The 16,830-nt window shown below is 60.2% G+C and carries 16 protein-coding genes and 1 tRNA gene; 8 read left to right on the forward strand and 9 right to left on the reverse strand.

Annotated elements, in window-relative coordinates:
- The first annotated feature begins 157 nt into the window (after positions 1-157).
- The 3 genes from IM764_RS05140 (at position 158) to IM764_RS05150 (ending at position 2,534) form a co-directional block, all read left to right on the forward strand.
- Complete coding sequence (locus IM764_RS05140) at positions 158-958, forward strand: HAD family hydrolase (RefSeq protein ID WP_370551545.1); 801 nt, start codon at positions 158-160, stop codon at positions 956-958.
- 136 nt (positions 959-1,094) lie between these two features.
- On the forward strand, positions 1,095-1,610 hold the full coding sequence (locus tag IM764_RS05145; RefSeq protein ID WP_194187135.1) for a phage holin family protein: 516 nt from the start codon (positions 1,095-1,097) through the stop codon (positions 1,608-1,610).
- Positions 1,611-1,625: 15 nt separating this feature from the next.
- Complete coding sequence (locus IM764_RS05150) at positions 1,626-2,534, forward strand: alpha/beta fold hydrolase (protein WP_370551546.1); 909 nt, start codon at positions 1,626-1,628, stop codon at positions 2,532-2,534.
- On the opposite strand, the gene IM764_RS05155 is transcribed toward IM764_RS05150, so the two are convergent.
- Genes IM764_RS05155 through nth form a run of 4 tightly spaced genes read right to left on the reverse strand, consistent with a single transcriptional unit; the run spans position 2,531 to position 6,149 of the window.
- Positions 2,531-3,742 (reverse strand): MarP family serine protease, encoded by a 1,212-nt coding sequence (locus IM764_RS05155; RefSeq protein ID WP_194187136.1) that lies wholly within the window; start codon positions 3,740-3,742, stop codon positions 2,531-2,533. The genes IM764_RS05150 and IM764_RS05155 overlap by 4 nt on opposite strands.
- The gene (locus IM764_RS05160) at positions 3,739-4,560 is read right to left on the reverse strand and encodes a CoA pyrophosphatase (RefSeq protein ID WP_194187137.1); all 822 of its coding nucleotides are present in this window, start codon (positions 4,558-4,560) and stop codon (positions 3,739-3,741) included. Before IM764_RS05160 ends, IM764_RS05155 begins: the two co-directional genes overlap by 4 nt.
- A 27-nt stretch (positions 4,561-4,587) precedes the next feature.
- The gene (locus IM764_RS05165) at positions 4,588-5,304 is read right to left on the reverse strand and encodes a TlpA disulfide reductase family protein (protein WP_228073342.1); all 717 of its coding nucleotides are present in this window, start codon (positions 5,302-5,304) and stop codon (positions 4,588-4,590) included.
- 11 nt (positions 5,305-5,315) lie between these two features.
- The gene (gene nth / locus IM764_RS05170; RefSeq protein WP_194187139.1) at positions 5,316-6,149 is read right to left on the reverse strand and encodes an endonuclease III; all 834 of its coding nucleotides are present in this window, start codon (positions 6,147-6,149) and stop codon (positions 5,316-5,318) included.
- A gap of 230 nt (positions 6,150-6,379) precedes the next feature.
- On the opposite strand from nth, the gene glxR reads away from it, so the two are divergent.
- On the forward strand, positions 6,380-7,063 hold the full coding sequence (glxR, locus tag IM764_RS05175; RefSeq protein ID WP_099298424.1) for a CRP-like cAMP-activated global transcriptional regulator GlxR: 684 nt from the start codon (positions 6,380-6,382) through the stop codon (positions 7,061-7,063).
- Positions 7,064-7,088: 25 nt separating this feature from the next.
- Here the strand turns inward: glxR and IM764_RS05180 are convergent, their stop codons facing one another.
- From IM764_RS05180 to IM764_RS05195, 4 genes are all read right to left on the reverse strand, one after another.
- Entirely contained in the window at positions 7,089-7,928 is an 840-nt protein-coding gene (locus IM764_RS05180; RefSeq protein ID WP_194187140.1) for an MBL fold metallo-hydrolase, read from the reverse strand.
- Between the two features lie 92 nt (positions 7,929-8,020).
- The gene (locus IM764_RS05185; RefSeq protein WP_099298425.1) at positions 8,021-8,476 is read right to left on the reverse strand and encodes a RidA family protein; all 456 of its coding nucleotides are present in this window, start codon (positions 8,474-8,476) and stop codon (positions 8,021-8,023) included.
- Positions 8,476-8,628 (reverse strand): DUF4177 domain-containing protein, encoded by a 153-nt coding sequence (locus IM764_RS05190; protein ID WP_099298426.1) that lies wholly within the window; start codon positions 8,626-8,628, stop codon positions 8,476-8,478. Before IM764_RS05190 ends, IM764_RS05185 begins: the two co-directional genes overlap by 1 nt.
- 41 nt (positions 8,629-8,669) lie before the next feature.
- Positions 8,670-9,032 (reverse strand): WhiB family transcriptional regulator, encoded by a 363-nt coding sequence (locus tag IM764_RS05195; protein WP_099298427.1) that lies wholly within the window; start codon positions 9,030-9,032, stop codon positions 8,670-8,672.
- Between the two features lie 482 nt (positions 9,033-9,514).
- Between IM764_RS05195 and IM764_RS05200 the strand changes: the two genes are divergently transcribed.
- The 3 genes from IM764_RS05200 (at position 9,515) to IM764_RS05210 (ending at position 12,962) form a co-directional block, all read left to right on the forward strand.
- A complete protein-coding gene (locus IM764_RS05200; RefSeq protein WP_370551552.1) occupies positions 9,515-11,788 on the forward strand; it encodes a transglycosylase domain-containing protein in 2,274 nt (757 codons plus the stop codon).
- A 68-nt stretch (positions 11,789-11,856) separates the two neighbouring features.
- Positions 11,857-12,828, forward strand: coding sequence for a metallophosphoesterase (locus IM764_RS05205; RefSeq protein ID WP_370551547.1), 972 nt, complete (start codon positions 11,857-11,859; stop codon positions 12,826-12,828).
- 57 nt (positions 12,829-12,885) lie between these two features.
- Positions 12,886-12,962: transfer RNA gene (locus IM764_RS05210), tRNA-Pro, on the forward strand.
- Between the two features lie 28 nt (positions 12,963-12,990).
- Here IM764_RS05210 and IM764_RS05215 read toward each other — a convergent pair.
- Positions 12,991-13,470 carry a pyrimidine dimer DNA glycosylase/endonuclease V gene (locus IM764_RS05215; RefSeq protein ID WP_194187201.1) on the reverse strand — a complete coding sequence of 160 codons (480 nt, stop codon included), beginning with the start codon at positions 13,468-13,470 and terminating at the stop codon, positions 12,991-12,993.
- A gap of 124 nt (positions 13,471-13,594) precedes the next feature.
- Between IM764_RS05215 and IM764_RS05220 the strand changes: the two genes are divergently transcribed.
- The gene (locus tag IM764_RS05220; protein ID WP_370551548.1) at positions 13,595-16,828 is read left to right on the forward strand and encodes a DUF4040 family protein; all 3,234 of its coding nucleotides are present in this window, start codon (positions 13,595-13,597) and stop codon (positions 16,826-16,828) included.
- Positions 16,829-16,830 lie beyond the last annotated feature (2 nt).

Consider the following 16,830-nt stretch of genomic DNA (forward strand, 5'->3'; position numbering starts at 1 on the left):
ACTGTGCCAAGGCGGTAAAGAGAAAAGTAGAGGTCGTTGGTCAACTGTGGATAAGTAGCGAGTTGGCGTCGAAAAACGATCGAATGTCTGTGGACAACTTCCCGCAACCTCGCAAAAACACGGTGACATTGTGAAACATGGGCGTAAGGTGACTGATGTGACCAATGAGAATGGTCAAGGTCCAATACTGGCCATATTCGACCTCGATAAGACCATCATCGATACCAGCGCCTCGATGGCTTACGGGCGCCCCATGGCCGAACGCGGCCTGATCGGCACGCCCGAAGTCCTGCGCATGATGGCCCTGCTCGGCAACTACATGCTCACCACGCACACCGAGCAGAACATGAACGCCACCAAAGATGCCCTGCTGGGCATGATCCGCGACCGCGAAGAATCGGCCCTGCGGGATGTCGCCCAAGATGCGTTGCAGGAAGTCATCACCCCATATATCTATGCCGAGGCGCGCGAACTGATCATCAAGCATCGCGAGCAGGGCCACCACGTGGCCATCGTGACAGCCTCGCCTTCGGTGATCGTGGAACCGATCGTCAAGGAGCTGGGCGCAGACCTGCTCATCGCCACAGAACTCGAAGTCAAAGACGGCCTGTTCACCGGCCAAGTCACGCACTTCAACAAGGGTCAGGCCAAGGTAGACAAGATCCAACAGCTGGCCGATGAACACGGCTATGACCTGGACGGATCCTTCGCCTACTCGGATTCCTTCACCGACCTGCCCATGCTGCAGTTGGTCGGCAACCCCCACGCGGTCAACCCGGACCGACCGCTGCGGAAGTACGCCACGGAAAATGATTGGCCCATCAACCGCTTCGTCAAACCCGAACCGCTGTTCCCTCAAGGTGCCGTCCTGGCCGGCGCGGGGGCCACCCTTGCCCTCCTCGGAGCCGTCGCCACAGGCCTGGCGTTGTGGTTTCGCTCGCGCGACGAGGACGCATAAACCCACGTCTCCCACATCCCGGACCAGACCCTCCCGTTCAACGTAAAATTCACCCTTTCGCGCAATCTTCTCCCCGGTCTGGCAAACTAGGGAGAGTCAATCTGCTGAACAACTTATAAATTCTTGGAGTTTTCCCGTGAGTAACAAGCAAGGTGAAGGTCTCTACACCGACCGCGATTCGTTCAACCCCCAGGTGAACGCAATCCCACTGTCTGATGCAGACGCCCGCGCAAAGGGCGAAGGCAGCATCGGCGATCTGGTCAAGGATGCCTCCGCGCAGATCTCTTCCTTGGTTCGCTCGGAGATCGAACTAGCCAAGACTGAAGTTGCAACCTCCGCTAAGAAGGCCGGCATCGGCGGCGGCCTGTTCGCCGCAGCTGCGGTCATCTTGGCCTACAGCTCCTTCTTCCTGTTCTTCACCATCGCCGAGGCTCTGGATACCTTCCTGCCTCGCTGGCTGGCATTCCTGATCGTCTTCCTGTTCATGCTGGTTCTGGTTGGCGTTCTGGCTCTGGTTGGCCTCAAGCAGATCAAGGGCGTGAAGAAGCCCGAGAAGACCATCGCTTCGGTTAATGACCTGAAGACGGTCATCCCGTCCGGTTCTAACAACCGCACCTCTGCCAACACGCAGGATCCAGGTCTGTACACCTAGGATTTTCTCCTTACAGTGACAGCAGATAATTCTTCGCACGCCCCCGAGCCGGTGTATATCCACTCGCGGGGCGTGCGTATTCATGTCGAGGTACAAGGCCCGCGTAACGCGCCGTTAGTGCTGTTTGTGCACGGTTTTGGTGGCGGTTGTTTTGATTTTTATAGCGTCATGCAGGAGCTTTCTACCCACTCCTTGCGCATCGCCACGGTAGATTTGCGCGGCTATGGCCGTTCGGATAAGACTCCCCGTGGCTATGATCTCACCACCGCCGCCTCAGATATGGCGGGTGTCATCCGCGGACTTGGCTATAAGGACGCGCTGGTGGTGGGCCATGGGTATGGCGGTTTGGTGGCGTGGACTTTGGCCGCGCACGAGCCCGATCGCGTGCGTGGGCTAGTCACCTTGGCATCTGCGCACCCGGTGGTGCAGACCTCTCGGCTTTCCAGCAATCTGTGGAGCGATTGGGGCCGTGCGGGGCGGGTGTTAGGCGCGCAGGTTCCTCGTTTGCCGGAGTCTCGTTTGGTTAAGGACGACGCCGCCCTGGCCGAATCCATCTTCCGCGGTGGTGTGTCCCCTGGTTTCCGCGATACCGCGCCGTACCGCGCGATGGCTCGCAAGCGCCGGGATGCCATGCTGGCGGATAAGGTAGCGCACTTGAGCAGCGAGCATCAGCGTTGGCTGTTCCGCATGCGCCTACGCCCCGAGGGTTTCATTTTTGACCGCTCATTCCCCGCACGGATCAACATTCCGGTGCTACAGATCAACGGCAGCATGGATCCGAGCTATAGCGCCCGGGCGGCGGAGAAGTCCCTGCGCCGCACCGCGCACGCTGATTCCGAGTCCGTGCTGCTCTACGGGGTGGGGCACTATCCGCACATCGAGGATCCTCCGGCTATTGCGGAGCTGATTGCCCCGCGCGTTTAGTGCAGCACGCAGGCTCCTGTAGCCACGGGATCAACCCAGTCTTCCGCATCCTGGATCTGGTTCATCACTTCTTCGCGGGACAGCGCGTAGCCGGTATCGGTCTGGTTGACGTCTGCTCCGAATATCAGCCCCAGCACTTCGCCTCGCTCGTTGAGCAGCGGACCACCGGAGTTGCCCTGCACCACGGTTCCGCGCACGGCATAAGCCTGGCGGTCCACGCGGGTATCGGCGTAGATGTCCGGGCCGCTGACGGTAAACAGCTGCCTAATGCGAGCTGGTGTGGCTTGGAAAGGGCCGCCTTGGGGGAAGCCCATGACGATGGAGTCATCGCCCGGAGCGCCGTTTTGCTCCGCCCACTGCAGCGCAGGCAGGGTCACTCTTTCTTCCACCTTCAACAACGCCACATCGTGGGTGGGGTTGTAGTACGTCACGGTGGCATTCACCATGCCCTGCGTGGTGTCTAGCTTCACGCGGTCCGTTCCGGCCACCACGTGCGCATTGGTCATGATGGTGTCTGGGGTCACGGCAAAACCAGAGCCCTGGATGAGCCGACTGCACTGTTCAGCTTCGCCCACCACGCGCACGATGGAATCGCGGGTGGACTGCACCACGGAGGAGTTCTGCAGCTCCGGGTTGGGGGCGGCGATTTCCTGCTGCGGCAGGCTGTCCAGTGGGTCGGTAATGACGGGGAAGCCAGTATCGCTGATGAATGTCGCCACGCGGGTGGGGAACTTTTGCAGGAATTCCGGAGCGGCAGATTCCACTGCATTGAGTACCGCGGAATCCTTCACGGAGCGGGCAAACTCGTTGTTTTTCGTGCCCACCAGTGGGACCAGGATTAGCCACACCACGGTCAACGTGGTGATGACCTGCACGATTGCGCCCACGGCTGATTCCGCCTTGAGCACCTGCCGGCTGCGGATATTATCCCGCAGGCGCATGCCGATGCTGGTGCCCACGGTGTATCCCAGCAGCACGCCCACCGTGATGAGCACCAGCGAGACCACAAAGCGGATCCCTTGGGACTCGTGCCCTTGCGAGGCGGCGAAGTCCAGCACGGTAGGAATGGCCAGAATGGCTAGGTATCCGCCGAGCAGCACGCCACCCAAGCTCAGCACTGCGGAAAGTCCGCCCTGGCGCCATCCCGAGGCCATCGCGCTCAGGGCGACGATCACCAGCACAATATCGACTAGTAGTGATCCGCTCATGGCGCTCCTCCGCTATCTCCTGCTTGGCGGAAACTCTCTTTGAGAGTTCCCATGGCTTCCTTATTTGCTGAGTTCTTCAGCGCCTCGAATAGTTCGACGGGCTCCGAATCTTCGCCCCACGGACGCGACCATCCGGCGATGTCCAGCAGGGCTGTGACTACTGCGCCGGTAAAGCCCCACAGCACCATGCCGTGCACATCGAATGCGGGGCCTTTCCACTGGCTAAACGTCAGCCAGTAGCGCAGCGCTGGGTCTGTCAGCTGCTCGATCGGAACCATCGCCACCCAGTCATTTTCCGAGCTGGCGGGATACACCGTGCTGGGTTCAGCCAAGTAGGCCAGCACTGGCACCACGGCAAAGTTCGAGCGGTCAATGTAGATCGGCTCCATCACCGCCAGCGGCTGCACGTGGTCCGGATTCAACCCGGTCTCCTCCTGAGCTTCGCGCAGCGCGGTCATCACGGGTCCGCTGTCTTGCGGCTCGCGCTGACCGCCGGGGAAGGCGATCTGTCCGGAGTGCTGCCGCATGCTCGGCGCGCGGTGCGTCAGCAGCATCGCCGCATCCTTGGGGTACGGCAGATCTTCCTTCGCCACGAACGTGGATTCGCCTTTCACCAGCACCAACACCGCCGAGTACCGTGGCGGGTTGCCCTTGGCATCCCGGTCTGGAACGGCGCGGGATTCGTCGCCGATTGCGTCTTGAATCCGCCCCGTCCGAGCGATCGTAGTGAAATCGCGCAGCCATGCGGGTAGTTCGCTGGGCAGCTCTGGTTGCTCGGCGGCCTTGTCCAACCACTGTTGTTGGGAATACTCGGTCATATCGCGCCTTTCGTGCACTGTGTGAGCCTATCCCGCGAGGGCTTCGTTGATTTCCTGTTGCATCTCGGCGCTGTCGTCGAACGTCCGCACAAAGGTTGCCGCGCGTATACCGTCAGCCCGGTAGACCAGCGTCACGGGCACCACCTTGGGGATGCTGGTGGCGGTATCGAAAGTGTGGTTGGCGTCCTGGTAGCTGGGCAGATTGTCCACGCCCAGTTCCTCAAGGAAATCCACTCCGGCCTGTCCACGCGCGTCCAGGTGCACGCCCACGACGTTCCACTGCGGGTTGCTGTCCGCCACCTGCTGCATCACGGGCAGCTCCTTGCGGCACGGCCCGCACCACCAGGCCCACACGTTGACCACGGTGGGCGTTCCGGCGAATTGTTCCGCCAGACTCTGGCTGCTTTGTTCTCCGCCATCGGTCAGGCAGGGCAGGTGTACGTCGGCGAGTTCGGCGCCGTCAGCAAGTGCGGTGTTTTGTTTTTCCGACGCCAATTCCTCCCCCTTCGGCTCCACGCAAGGCACCACGTTGTCCACGGTCACGCGGGTATCCGCAGGTGCATTCTGATCATCGGTTGCAGAATCATCCGCTGGTTCTGCACCAGTAGGGCTGGGCGCTGCAGCTGGCGGCGTGCTGGGCTCAGAGAAAATCGACGCCATGAGGGGAATAGATGCCACGGCGAGCCCCACCACCACTGCGAGCAGCAGCAACAGGAGGCGCGCGCGATCCGGCTTTTCAGGCATGTCCCTCATTGTTACCTTGTCTCATCCGCGGAAACAAAGGCATCGCCGCCTGCTTCAGGAACCTCAAAACCAGCCAACTGCAGCAGGTGCCCGCGATCCTCCGAGGCGATCAATCGAGCTGCTTCTTCTGGATCAGCTGGGCCTGCCAGGCCAAAGCTAGGGCACTGGCGTGCCAACAAGCAGGCCCCACACGCAGCCTTGCGGGAGTGACACACGCGGTGGCCGTGGAAGATGCTCCGGTGCGAGAACATGGTCCATTCTTTGCGCGGAATCAGCTCCATGAGGTCCTTTTCTACCTTGACGGCATCCTCCTGCTCTGTGAGCTTCCACCGGCGGGCGAGACGACCCAGATGGGTGTCCACGGTGATGCCGGGAACGTCGAACGCATTGCCCAGGACCACGTTGGCGGTTTTGCGCCCCACCCCGGGCAGCGAGGTGAGCTCCTCCAGAGTTCCTGGTACTTCTCCGCCGAAGTCCTCGGAGATCTTCTTTCCTAGCCCCACCAAAGATTTGGCCTTGGAGTGGTAGAAACCGGTTGGCTTGATGATGCTTTCCAGCTCCTCCATGTCGGCTGCTGCATACTCGGCAGCCGATGGGTAGCGAGCAAACAAATCAGGAGTGACGGAATTGACGCGCACATCCGTGGTTTGTGCAGAAAGCACGGTGGCCACCAGTAATTCCAGCGCGTTTGAAAAGTCCAGCTCCGCGTGTGCAGCCGGGTAGGCCTCTGCCAGCATCCGGTTGATCTTCCGCGCCCGGCGGGTGGTACCGAGCTCAGTTTCTTTCCCCCGGGCAGCGATATGAGAGCCGGGGCGAGGAAGGGAAGCACTGGTGTGAGCGGACATGGTGAACACTCTAACTGGCGGGCGAGACAGGCCCCCGAAGAATTGGGCGTTAAAACCGCATAAGTTGCTGGGAATTCGGCGTTAGAATGAATGCTGTGTGTCTCACGGCACTGTGGCGTTGTACGGTTAGAAGTTAAAGTACCTCGAATGTGCAGCAACGAGATCCGTTGCGATCTCGTTCAACCGCGAGCCACCTGAAACAACACACAAGTGGAAGAGAAACTATAACGATGTCTGAAGTAACTGAGATTCTGTCCCGAGCTGGAATTTTCCAGGGCGTGGACCCCAGTGCAGTGCGCTTCCTCATCGAGCAGCTAGACAGCGTGACCTTCCCGCGAGGGACCACCATCTTTGACGAGGGTGAGCCCGGCGACCGCTTGTACATCATCATTTCCGGCAAGGTGAAGCTGGCTCGCCACTCTGTGGACGGCCGCGAGAACCTGCTGACCGTCATGGGTCCTTCGGACATGTTTGGCGAGCTGTCCATCTTCGATCCCGGACCGCGCACCTCTTCAGCGATCTGCGTCACCGAGGTCACCGCGGCAACGATGGATTCCGGAATGCTGCAGCAGTGGATCACGGAGCACCCGGAGATCCCGCAGCAGTTGCTCCGTGTTTTGGCCCGACGTCTCCGCCGCACCAATAATTCACTCGCCGACCTGATTTTCACGGATGTCCCCGGCCGCGTGGCCAAGGCGTTGCTGCAGCTGGCGAACCGTTTCGGCACCCAAGAAAGTGGCGCGCTGCGCGTGCACCACGATCTCACGCAGGAAGAGATCGCCCAGCTGGTGGGCGCATCCCGCGAGACGGTGAACAAGGCGCTGGCGGAATTCGCGCATCGCGGTTGGATCCGCTTGGAGGGCAAGTCCGTGCTGATCTCCGATACCGAGCGCCTGGCCAAGCGCGCCCGTTAAGCCGCTCCCCGAAAAGGGGAGAGCGCTAGCTGCTCTGGTCTTGCAGGTAGCGCAGGGTCACGCGCGTGGACTGCTCTGCAGCATCGCGGAGCACAGGATCCACATCGGTGTAGACGTGATTGACGATGTCATTGACCGATGCGTCCTCGCCCAGCTCGTCGAGAGCTTCACGCACCTGCTTGAGGCGCAGCTCGCGACGGTCAATGTACTTGTTGGCGAACTCCGCAGTGCTCTCCAAGTTAGGGCCGTGGCCCGGCAGCATGGGGACATTTTCTCCCCGGTCTCGCAGCATCGCCAGCGTGTCTAGGTAAGCACCCAGATCGCCGTCCGTTTCGGAGATCATGGTGGTGTGGCGGCCGGCGATGGTATCGCCGGTGATGATTGCCTCGACGTCAGAATGGTCCTCTCCGCCTTGAGAGTGAATGAAGAAGCAGACGGAATCAGCGGTGTGACCCGGGGTTCCCACAACCTCGATGGTGGGAGTCAAGCCCTCGATACGGATGACCTCGCCCGGCTGGAGTGGCTCCGCGCCGTAGCAGTAGTGAGAATCCACTGCGCGCACTGGAGCTCCAGTGATCTGACGGAAGCGCAGCGCGCCCCCAGCGTGATCGCCGTGGCGATGTGTAAGCAACACCAAGGCGATCTCCACCGGCGCTTCGGCGGTGCCCGTGGCCTTGGTGTTCAGGACGTTGAGGTGTCCCTCATCTTCCGGTCCGGGATCAACGATCACACACACGCGATCATTTTCGCCGCGGATAACCCACGAGTTAGTGCCCTCCAAGGAGGAGTAGCTGGGGTTCGGTGCCAAGACCACACCGGCATTGTCGGTAACAGGACGAAGTTGGCTGTAGGCGGGATGCTCCATGCCCATAGTGTACGTCGGACAAACCGGTTATCGCGCCCCTAATGAGCAAACATTAACCCCAAATTCGTGCTGGTCGGCACTGGGGCGAAAGGCTAGTCGCGCACCCGAACGACGATATCTACCTCAACTGGTGAATTCAGAGGTAGCTCAGCCACGCCAACGGCGGCACGAGCGTGGACGCCTGCGTCGGCGAAAATTTCCTGCAACACCGTGGACGCACCATTGATTACGCCGGGCTGACCACCGAAATCCTGGGCAGAGGCAACGAAACCGTTGACCTTTACCACCTGTTCGATGTTGTCCAATCCCACCAGATCGGCCGCAGCGGCAACGGCATTAAGGGCGGCGATTCGGGCCAGCTCAGTTGCTTGATCCGGATCCACGTCCGCCCCGACCTTGCCTGTGGCCGGCAATTGTCCGTCAACAAAGGGCAGCTGGCCAGAGGTGTAGACATGATCGCCAGAACGAACGGCGGGGACGTACGCGGCAACTGGAGCAGCCACGGGCGGCAGTTCAATGCCCAGCTCAGAAAGACGCTGGCTGTGCATTACGCTTCCCGCTTCATGTACGCGACGTGCTGTTCGCCGGTTGGCCCGGGGAGCACGGAGACGAGTTCCCAGCCATCTTCACCCCAGTTATCGAGGATCTGCTTGGTGGCGTGGGTGAGCAGTGGCACGGTGACATATTCCCATTTGGTCATGGGTCACAGTGTATCGAACGCAAAGACTATAAGGAGAGAGACTAGCTCTCAGAGGCGGTTGCCAGCTGCCCGGCGAAAAAATCTGCCCAGCTATCGATTTCTGGGTGCTTGCGCAGCAAGGCGCGACGCTGACGCTCGGTCATTCCGCCCCATACGCCGAATTCCACGCGGTTATCGAGGGCATCGGCGCGGCACTGCAGAACCACTGGGCAGTGGCGGCAGATGGCCACAGCCTTGCGCTGTGCAGCGCCCTTGACGAACAGTTCTTCTGGGTCGATGTCCCGGCAGTGTGCCTGAGTGACCCAATCGCCACGGTTATTGAAGGACTCACGGCTCGTTACCTGCTCAGATGGCTGGCACACGGTATGTGCGGAAGCGGTTGGGCGAGCAAGAGATGCGGTCATCGGTTAAATCCTCCGAATTGGGCCTTTAAGCAGGCCGTTGGGTCGAACGTCACTGTCACGATGGCCGTAATTTTATTCACACGATTTTAGAAGTGTCGAATGGATCACACTGTGGGGGTGAGTGACGGCTGCGCCACCAATACGCTGCCCACTTCCTTAGAGTTGGCTGATAATTCACTATTGATATCTAATTAGAAGGGGTATTTACCTGCGGATTTTCCATTAGCCGTCACAACATGACGCAGGTCACACACAGGTTTACCCATTTTGCGACGGCGACATAGAGGGGCGATTATCCTACGGAGATCTCGTTGATTAGTTCGGCAAATTAACTCACTTCCCGTCGGAAGTAATTATGTAGACAGCACAAACTACATACCCCCGTGCAAACTTTTTGCGGTCAGATGCACAAGCGCATCTTCGCCGCCATCCTTATCCCACTACATGCAACGGTCTATTCACTGTCTGCGTGGTCAGCTAATGTGAGACGGGTGAATTCCCCGAGCACCTCGACCCTTCCGACGCTCAGCCGCTTGCTGGCCACACTCATCGTGGGCGGAATCCTGTGCGCTCTCGCCCTTTCCCCCATCGCCCTGGCTGGCGGCTGGCTGGTCAATTCCAGCGCGGAAACCATGAACTCCAACTTGGAGGACATGTCGGAGAACCAAAAGCTTCCCCTCACCACCACGATCACCGATCGTAACGGCAAGCCTTTGGCATATATATACGACCAACGTCGTTATGAAGTCACCTCGGATGAGATCTCCCAAGAGATGAAGGACTCGATCGTCGCCATCGAGGACCGTCGGTTCTACGAGCACAATGGCGTGGACCTGCGAGGCACGGCACGCGCCGCAGTATCGAACCTCACCAGCGGTGGGGTAGCAGAAGGCGCATCCACCCTCAATCAGCAGTACGTCAAGAACTACCTTTACCTCATCGAGGCGGACTCACCCGATGAGCGCCAGGCTGCCATCGAGACCTCCATTCCCCGCAAGCTGCGTGAAATGCGGATGGCCAGCGACCTCAACGATCAGCTGTCCAAGGATGAGATCCTCACCCGCTACCTCAACCTCGTGTCCTATGGACACGGCGCATACGGCATCGAAGCTGCGGCACGCACCTACTTCAATACGCACGCCTCCAAGCTCAATGCGGCGCAATCCGCTTTTCTGGCCGGAGTAGTGCAGTCCACCACCACATTGGATCCTTACACCAACCCGGAAGCTGCAAAGGCCCGGCGCGATACGGTGCTGCAGTCTCGCGTCACCGCTGGCACACTCACCCAGGCACAGGCTGATGCGGCGGCAGCGGAGCCTCTTGGCGTCGGAAAATCACCACACGGTGAGGCCAACGGATGTATCGGCGCTGGAAACGCGGGCTTTTTCTGCGACTACGTCCTGGAGTGGCTGCAGGGCAAGGGCATGTCGATGGATGACATCGCCGGTGGCGGTTACACCATCAAGACCACGCTAGACCCGCAGGCACAGGAAGCAGCCCACAACGCGGCAACGCAGTACGTCGATCCTCAGGCTGCAGGAGTTTCCCAAGCGATCAACTTCATCGCGCCGCGAGATAAGTCCCACGAAGTCGTCGCCATGGCTTCCTCGCGTACCTATGGACTGGACTCGGACAAGATGGAGACCGTCAACCCGGTCACTCATTCCCTGCAGGGCCACGGTGCGGGCTCCATTTTCAAGCTCTTCCCGGCAGCGCTGGCCATTGAAGACGGCATGGGACTGGATACCGTGCTGGACGTTCCTAATCGTGTTGAGGTCGACGGCCTGGGCGATGGCGGCGCGGATGATTGCCCTCCCGGCAAGTACTGCGTGGAAAACTCCGCCGATTACAAGCCCACCATGACCCTGCGGGAAGCACTGTCTACCTCGCCAAACACTCCGTTCATTTCCATGCTGGAAGACGTCGGCGTGAAACGGACCATGGACTTGGCTGTGAAGCTGGGGCTGCGCAGCTACGAAGATGAGGGCACCCAAGATGCGGATAACTCCATCGCGGACTACGTCAAGGAAGCCAACCTGGGTTCCTTCGTTCTGGGCCCCACCCCGGTGAACCCACTGGAGCTGTCCAACGTTGCGGCATCCCTGGCGGACAACGGGCGCTGGTGTGAGCCGCGGCCGGTACTCTACGTGAAGGATCGCGACGGAAAGAAGTTGGATATCAAGCCTTCCGCATGTGAGCAGGCCTTGGACCCAGAAATTGCGCACGCTCTGGCCAACGGCATGGGTGGCGATTCCACCGGAGGAACCGCAGCCAATGCTGCTGCTTCCACGGGATGGTCCGGCCCCATCGCCGCAAAGACCGGTACCACCGAGACCAGCTTCTCCTCCGCGTTCCTGGGATTCACCCCAGGCTGGGCGGGCTCCAGCTACATCTTCAACGACGGCGGCACCCCAGCCAACCTCTGTACCGCTCCGGTCCGCCAATGTGGCGAGGGCAACCTGTACGGCGGCAATGAACCAGCGCAAACGTTCTTTACCGCAAGCAACGCGGTGATCGGCAACTACGGCGGACCAGGGCTCCCTCCTTATAACCAGAAGTACAACCGCGGAACCAACCCACCGCCTAGCGCTGCCCCCGCCGCGAACAGCGCACCGACACAGAGCAACCAGGCACCTTCTACCCCGCGCTCACCAACGCAGCCAGCGGCACCGAACGTGCCTGACCTCAACCAGTTACAACGAGACGCCGAATCATTCTTCAATGAACTCAACGGCGCGCTCCAACGTGCGAGGTAAATCGCCCAGCTAGAACCGGTGAACCGCGGTGCCCGGTGCTGTCTTGACCGTCGGTAGACTGAGTCACCGTGAGCACTAACGTCTTGAAGACCCTGATTGGCGCCGCGGCAGCTACCGCGGCCACCGGAATCGCCACCCTCGTGATGGCCAACCGGGAGATTCGTCAGTTCGAGCTGAAGCAGGTCACCGCTCCTGTTTTGGACCCCGGCACGTTTGCCGATCCGCAGGATTCCTTCCATATCTTGCACGTCTCCGACCTCCACATGCTGGACAGCCAAAAGCTCAAGCAGAAGTGGGTCGCGGCGCTAAACAATCTGGACTTCGATCTAGTGATCAACACTGGCGATAACCTCGGCGAAGCCCGTGGCGTGCCCGGCGTATTGCATGCTTTGGATCCGCTGCTGAACCACCCCGGGGTGTTCGTATTCGGCTCCAACGATTACTTCGGCCCCAAGCCGGTCAACCCGTTGATTTACCTGCAGGGCAAAAAGCGCAAGCCCAGCGGAGAGAAACTGCCGTGGGAGGGCATGCGCGCCGCGTTTATCGAACATGGATGGAACGATGCCACCCACCAGCACGTGGAGTTCTCGATCCCGCCCCGGCCGGACGGGATGTGGGAGCGCAGTGAGAAGTTCAATGTGTCGATTGCTGGCGTCGACGATCCTCACCACGATCTCGATGATTTCAACGCCATCGCGGGCGGACCTCACCCCGATGCCGACCTCGCGATTGGCCTGACGCACTCACCCGAGCCATACATTCTGGATAAGTTTGCCGCCGAGGGCTACCAGTTGGTGCTGGCTGGGCATACGCACGGCGGGCAATTGTGCTTGCCGGGGAGCCGCACGATCGTCACTAACTGTGGCATCGATCGGGCACGGGCCAAGGGGCTATCGCGGTGGACGGAACGAATGTGGCTGCACGTCAGCAACGGTCTGGGCAACTCCAAATTCGTTCCGTTCCGCACGTTCTGCCGCCCTTCGGCGACGTTGATCCACGTGGTCGAGCGCGGAAACACGGAGGACTACCACCAGTTTTAACGCGTGGGAGGCCGGGTACTATAGTCGAACACCATCGCCCGATGCTTCCGGGCACAACGGGGTATGGCGCAGGTTGGTAGCGCGCTTCGTTCGGGACGAAGAGGTCGCAGGTTCAAATCCTGTTACCCCGACCATTTCCCTTTCACCGACGTGCGTGCACGGTCAGGTGGTCGATGGTGGTGCGGTTGCCTTTTCCCATGGTTCGACATCGCCGACGACGACATCAAATAGCGGATGAGCTTCGATATCTTCAGAACTCCCGCCTTTCACTGCAGCGCGCAGCGAAGTGAGATCCTGATACCAGTCAGCGTCGCGATCCTTAACCTTCTCAAGCAGCACGGCTGCCTCAAGAGTTAACTGGCCTTGGGTCACGGCAATTTTTTGGGGACTGCCTACACTTTCAACAATGAGAGAACGGTTGAAGGAGTATCCGCGGGAATCTGCTTCATTCGCGAGGCCTGCGAGATACGCCCCGACGGAAGCCACCGGATCGTCTTGATCGCGAAAGCGATCCAGCTGAGGATGATTCTTATATCCCACAGTCAGACCTTGCAAAACTTTCTGAGCCAGAAGCGCTTCCCTCCAGCAGGCAACCAATCCGCGTCTATCCAGCAAGGCGGGATCGAGAGACCATAAGCGCATAGGTAAATCCTCTCTTGTTGCCTGCGGTTTCACTACCCCAGTTTTGCACGACCGCGAACATACCCCCCCGAAATGGTGGTCTTGCCGACTGATAGAATGAGCAACGTCGCATTACGTTTCGACCATGAAGATCGGGTGTTGTGAAAGCGTGGCAATTGTAGCCGTCCCCCTCATCGTGGCCGTGGCTCTACTTCTGACTCCGTTGCTGGTCAAGATTTTTGACCGTAATGCAGGGTGGCCACTTGCCCTTACGTTCATAGGTCTTGCTGGATACATCATTCAGCATGCCCGCCCCCTCATCGAGGGCGAGGTTTTCACGTGGTTCGTCCCGTGGATACGCGGTTTACTCGCGCGACCTGACGGCACTGAGGGCAACGTAGATTTGGCGTTGCGCATGGACGCGCTGTCCTTATTTTTCACCCTCCTCGCGCTGACCATCGGCGCGGTGGTGTTTATCTATTCCACGCGCTATCTGCACCACCGTGTGCAGGTCATGAGCTTTTATGTGCTGATGACGGCGTTCATGCTGGCGGTACTTTTGCTGGTACTTGCCGATGACGTGATGCTCTTGTTCGTCGGCTGGGAGCTGGTCACTCTTGCCTCCTTCTTCCTCATCGCACGCAGCGGTTCCAGCGGTGAGGCTGGTTCCTTCCGTACGTTGACGGTCACCTTCGTCGGTGGACAGTTCTTGCTCGCCGCCATCGGAGTTATGGTCGCCACCACCGGCACCACCCGCGTTTCGGAAATCATCGCTTCACCTGCGTGGGACGGCGATAGCACGCGCTTGGCCATCGTCGCCGTGCTGGTCGCACTCGCCGGGTTCTCCAAAGCCGCGCAGTTCCCCTTTCACTTCTGGCTTCCGGAGGCCATGGCCGCAGACACTCCCGTCTCTGCATTCCTGCACGCTGCAGCCGTGGTCAAGGCCGGTGTTTACCTGCTGATGCGCTTCTCCGGACTGTTTGAGTCCGTCATGGCATGGCACCTCACGCTGATCGTCGTGGGCATGGGCACCGCCGTGATGGGTGCCGTGTTCGCACTCCAGAAAACGGATCTGAAGAAGCTGACCGCCTACTCCACCGTGTCTCAGCTGGGTTGGATTGTAGCCACCATCGGCGTGGGCACCCCATTTGCCCTTGCAATGGCCCTAGTTCATACCGCCTCGCACGCGCTGTTCAAATCCTCGCTGTTCATGATCGCTGGCGTGGTTGATCACCAGGCGGGCAGCCGAGACATCAAGCGCCTCGGCCCATTGTGGCGTCGGATGCCTTTCACGTTCGGTGGTGCCGTGATCGCGGCGGCCTCGATGGCTGCCGTCCCACCCACGTTCGGCTTCGTCTCCAAGGAGGGCATGCTGGATGCCTTCACCGAATCGCCTTTGCCCGAGTGGGGCATCATCGTCCTGCTCACAATCGCGGGCATCGGCGCTGTGTTCACCCTGCTGTACTCTGCGCGCTACATCACCGGCGCGTTCATTGACGGCCCGCGCGATGTCTCCGAGGTCAAGGAAGCAGAACCCCTGATGTGGCTGCCAGCCATTTTCCCAGGTGTCCTTTCCTTGCCTGTCGTCCTGTTCCTTAGCGCCTTCGATGAGCCGCTCGACGCCATGGTTGCCGCCACCGGGGCAGGTCACTCTCATTCCCACTTGGCTCTCTGGCACGGCCTGACTGTGCCTCTATACATTTCCATTGCGGTGCTGATCGTGGGTGCTATCGGCGTAGCGTTCCGTGCACGTATCTCTGCGCTGCTGGAAGGCCGCAGGCTCGCACCGCGCTCCGGCGCGGAATTCCTGAGCGGTTCCAACGAGCGCGCCACCAATATTGCGCGCCGCATGGCGACCATGGCCAACTCGCAGTCCCCGGACCGTCACGTGGCATGGATTCTGCTGTTGATCGTCGGTTTGGCCGTGGCATCGTTCGCGTTGCCGGGCACATCGAGCGGTCTGACCAGTGTGCCTCCGCGCATGCTCAACATCGATCGCCCCACGGATTTGATCGCCCTGGCACTGATAGCACTGCCTGTCATCGGTATCATCTCCACGCGCTCCCGCATGGCCTCGGTAGTCTTGCTGGGCATCGTCGGTGTGGGTGTGTCCTGGCTGATGCTGACCTTGGGCGCACCCGATGTGGCCACCACCAACCTGCTAGTGGAGTTCTTGGTTGTGGTGCTCATGATGCTGGTGCTGCGCCACCAACCGCGCCTGTACCTGCGCGAAGGTGAGCACCGGGCCAAGGGAGCCACGGCAATTTCCGTGATCATCGGCCTCATCACTTTCTTCGGTGTGTACTTCTTGCTTGGCCGTCACGATAAGCCACGGATCGCCCAGTGGTACCTGGAAAACACCCCAGAGATCACCGGCGGCAATAACGTGGTTGCCTCCATCCTCGTGGAATTCCGTGCTTTCGATACTTTGGGAGAGCTGATCGTGTTGGGCATGGCGGGCATCGTCATCGCCGCCGTCATCCAGTCGATCCCCCGCTCCCCACTGCCCGGCTACGGTCCCGGCTCCACCTCAGAGCTGTTCCGCGCGGAAGGATCCACCCGCTTCCCGGACGTACATAAGGTCCCCGAGCTGGCACCGTTCTACTCGAAGTACCTGCGTTCCACGTACCTCAACTCCATCCTCAGCCGCCAGGCACTGCCGTATGTGCTGCCGATGATCGGCACCCTGTCCGCCGTGACCTTCTGGCGCGGCCACCAGGCTCCGGGCGGCGCTTTCATCGCCGCGCTGATCGCCGCCGGTGGCATTCTCCTGTGGTACGTCGGCCAACCTTTTGCCCGCAAGATCGGCAAGGGAGAACTGGGCTACTGGTTCATCGCGGGCGGCATGGCAACCGCCCTGCTCACAGGCCTGGTCGGCCTGCTGCTCAAGGGCAGCTTCCTGGCTCCCATCCATGGCGAGTTCCTCGGCCAGCACCTGACCACTTCGCTGCTGTTCGACCTCGGCGTGTACTTAGCGGTGATCGGGCTGATCGTGGTGTGCGTCAACGAGCTCGGCGGTCGCGACCGCCCTGGAGCTGAACCGCCATCCCGCAAGACCGAGGAAAAGATGCTGGGAGAATCCGGGGTGGCGTCGAAAAAGAAAAAGGGCACGGACACACTGCGCCGCGTTCTGGAACAACCAACCCGGCACCCCGCACCCGTGGAAGTTCCCACCAAGAAGAGTGCGGCGGACAACGATGTGGCCGTGCATGCAGGCGGATCCACCATCGTGCTCAACCCCTCGGAAGTCGATGCCGAACGCAAACGTACTGCAGAGCTGCACAAACAGGAACGCGAAGCCGCTCGTAAACACCGGCCGACTCCGGACAAGCAGGGTACGAAACAACAAGATACCAACACACAAGACGGGAAGGCATAGAT

The sequence above is a fragment of the Corynebacterium sp. ED61 genome (genome assembly GCF_015233855.1).
GTDB classification, from domain to species: domain Bacteria; phylum Actinomycetota; class Actinomycetes; order Mycobacteriales; family Mycobacteriaceae; genus Corynebacterium; species Corynebacterium dentalis.

What these genes read in the sequence shown, in the direction of transcription:
- nth (WP_194187139.1), bottom strand. Translation starts at nt 6,149, where the DNA reads ATGTCCGCTCACACCAGTGCTTCCCTTCCTCGCCCCGGCTCTCATATC.
- glxR (WP_099298424.1), top strand. Translation starts at nt 6,380, where the DNA reads ATGTCTGAAGTAACTGAGATTCTGTCCCGAGCTGGAATTTTCCAGGGC.
- IM764_RS05155 (WP_194187136.1), bottom strand. Translation starts at nt 3,742, where the DNA reads ATGAGCGGATCACTACTAGTCGATATTGTGCTGGTGATCGTCGCCCTG.
- IM764_RS05165 (WP_228073342.1), bottom strand. Translation starts at nt 5,304, where the DNA reads ATGCCTGAAAAGCCGGATCGCGCGCGCCTCCTGTTGCTGCTGCTCGCA.
- IM764_RS05215 (WP_194187201.1), bottom strand. Translation starts at nt 13,470, where the DNA reads ATGCGCTTATGGTCTCTCGATCCCGCCTTGCTGGATAGACGCGGATTG.
- IM764_RS05220 (WP_370551548.1), top strand. Translation starts at nt 13,595, where the DNA reads ATGAAGATCGGGTGTTGTGAAAGCGTGGCAATTGTAGCCGTCCCCCTC.
- IM764_RS05190 (WP_099298426.1), bottom strand. Translation starts at nt 8,628, where the DNA reads ATGACCAAATGGGAATATGTCACCGTGCCACTGCTCACCCACGCCACC.
- IM764_RS05195 (WP_099298427.1), bottom strand. Translation starts at nt 9,032, where the DNA reads ATGACCGCATCTCTTGCTCGCCCAACCGCTTCCGCACATACCGTGTGC.
- IM764_RS05180 (WP_194187140.1), bottom strand. Translation starts at nt 7,928, where the DNA reads ATGGAGCATCCCGCCTACAGCCAACTTCGTCCTGTTACCGACAATGCC.
- IM764_RS05160 (WP_194187137.1), bottom strand. Translation starts at nt 4,560, where the DNA reads ATGACCGAGTATTCCCAACAACAGTGGTTGGACAAGGCCGCCGAGCAA.
- IM764_RS05185 (WP_099298425.1), bottom strand. Translation starts at nt 8,476, where the DNA reads ATGCACAGCCAGCGTCTTTCTGAGCTGGGCATTGAACTGCCGCCCGTG.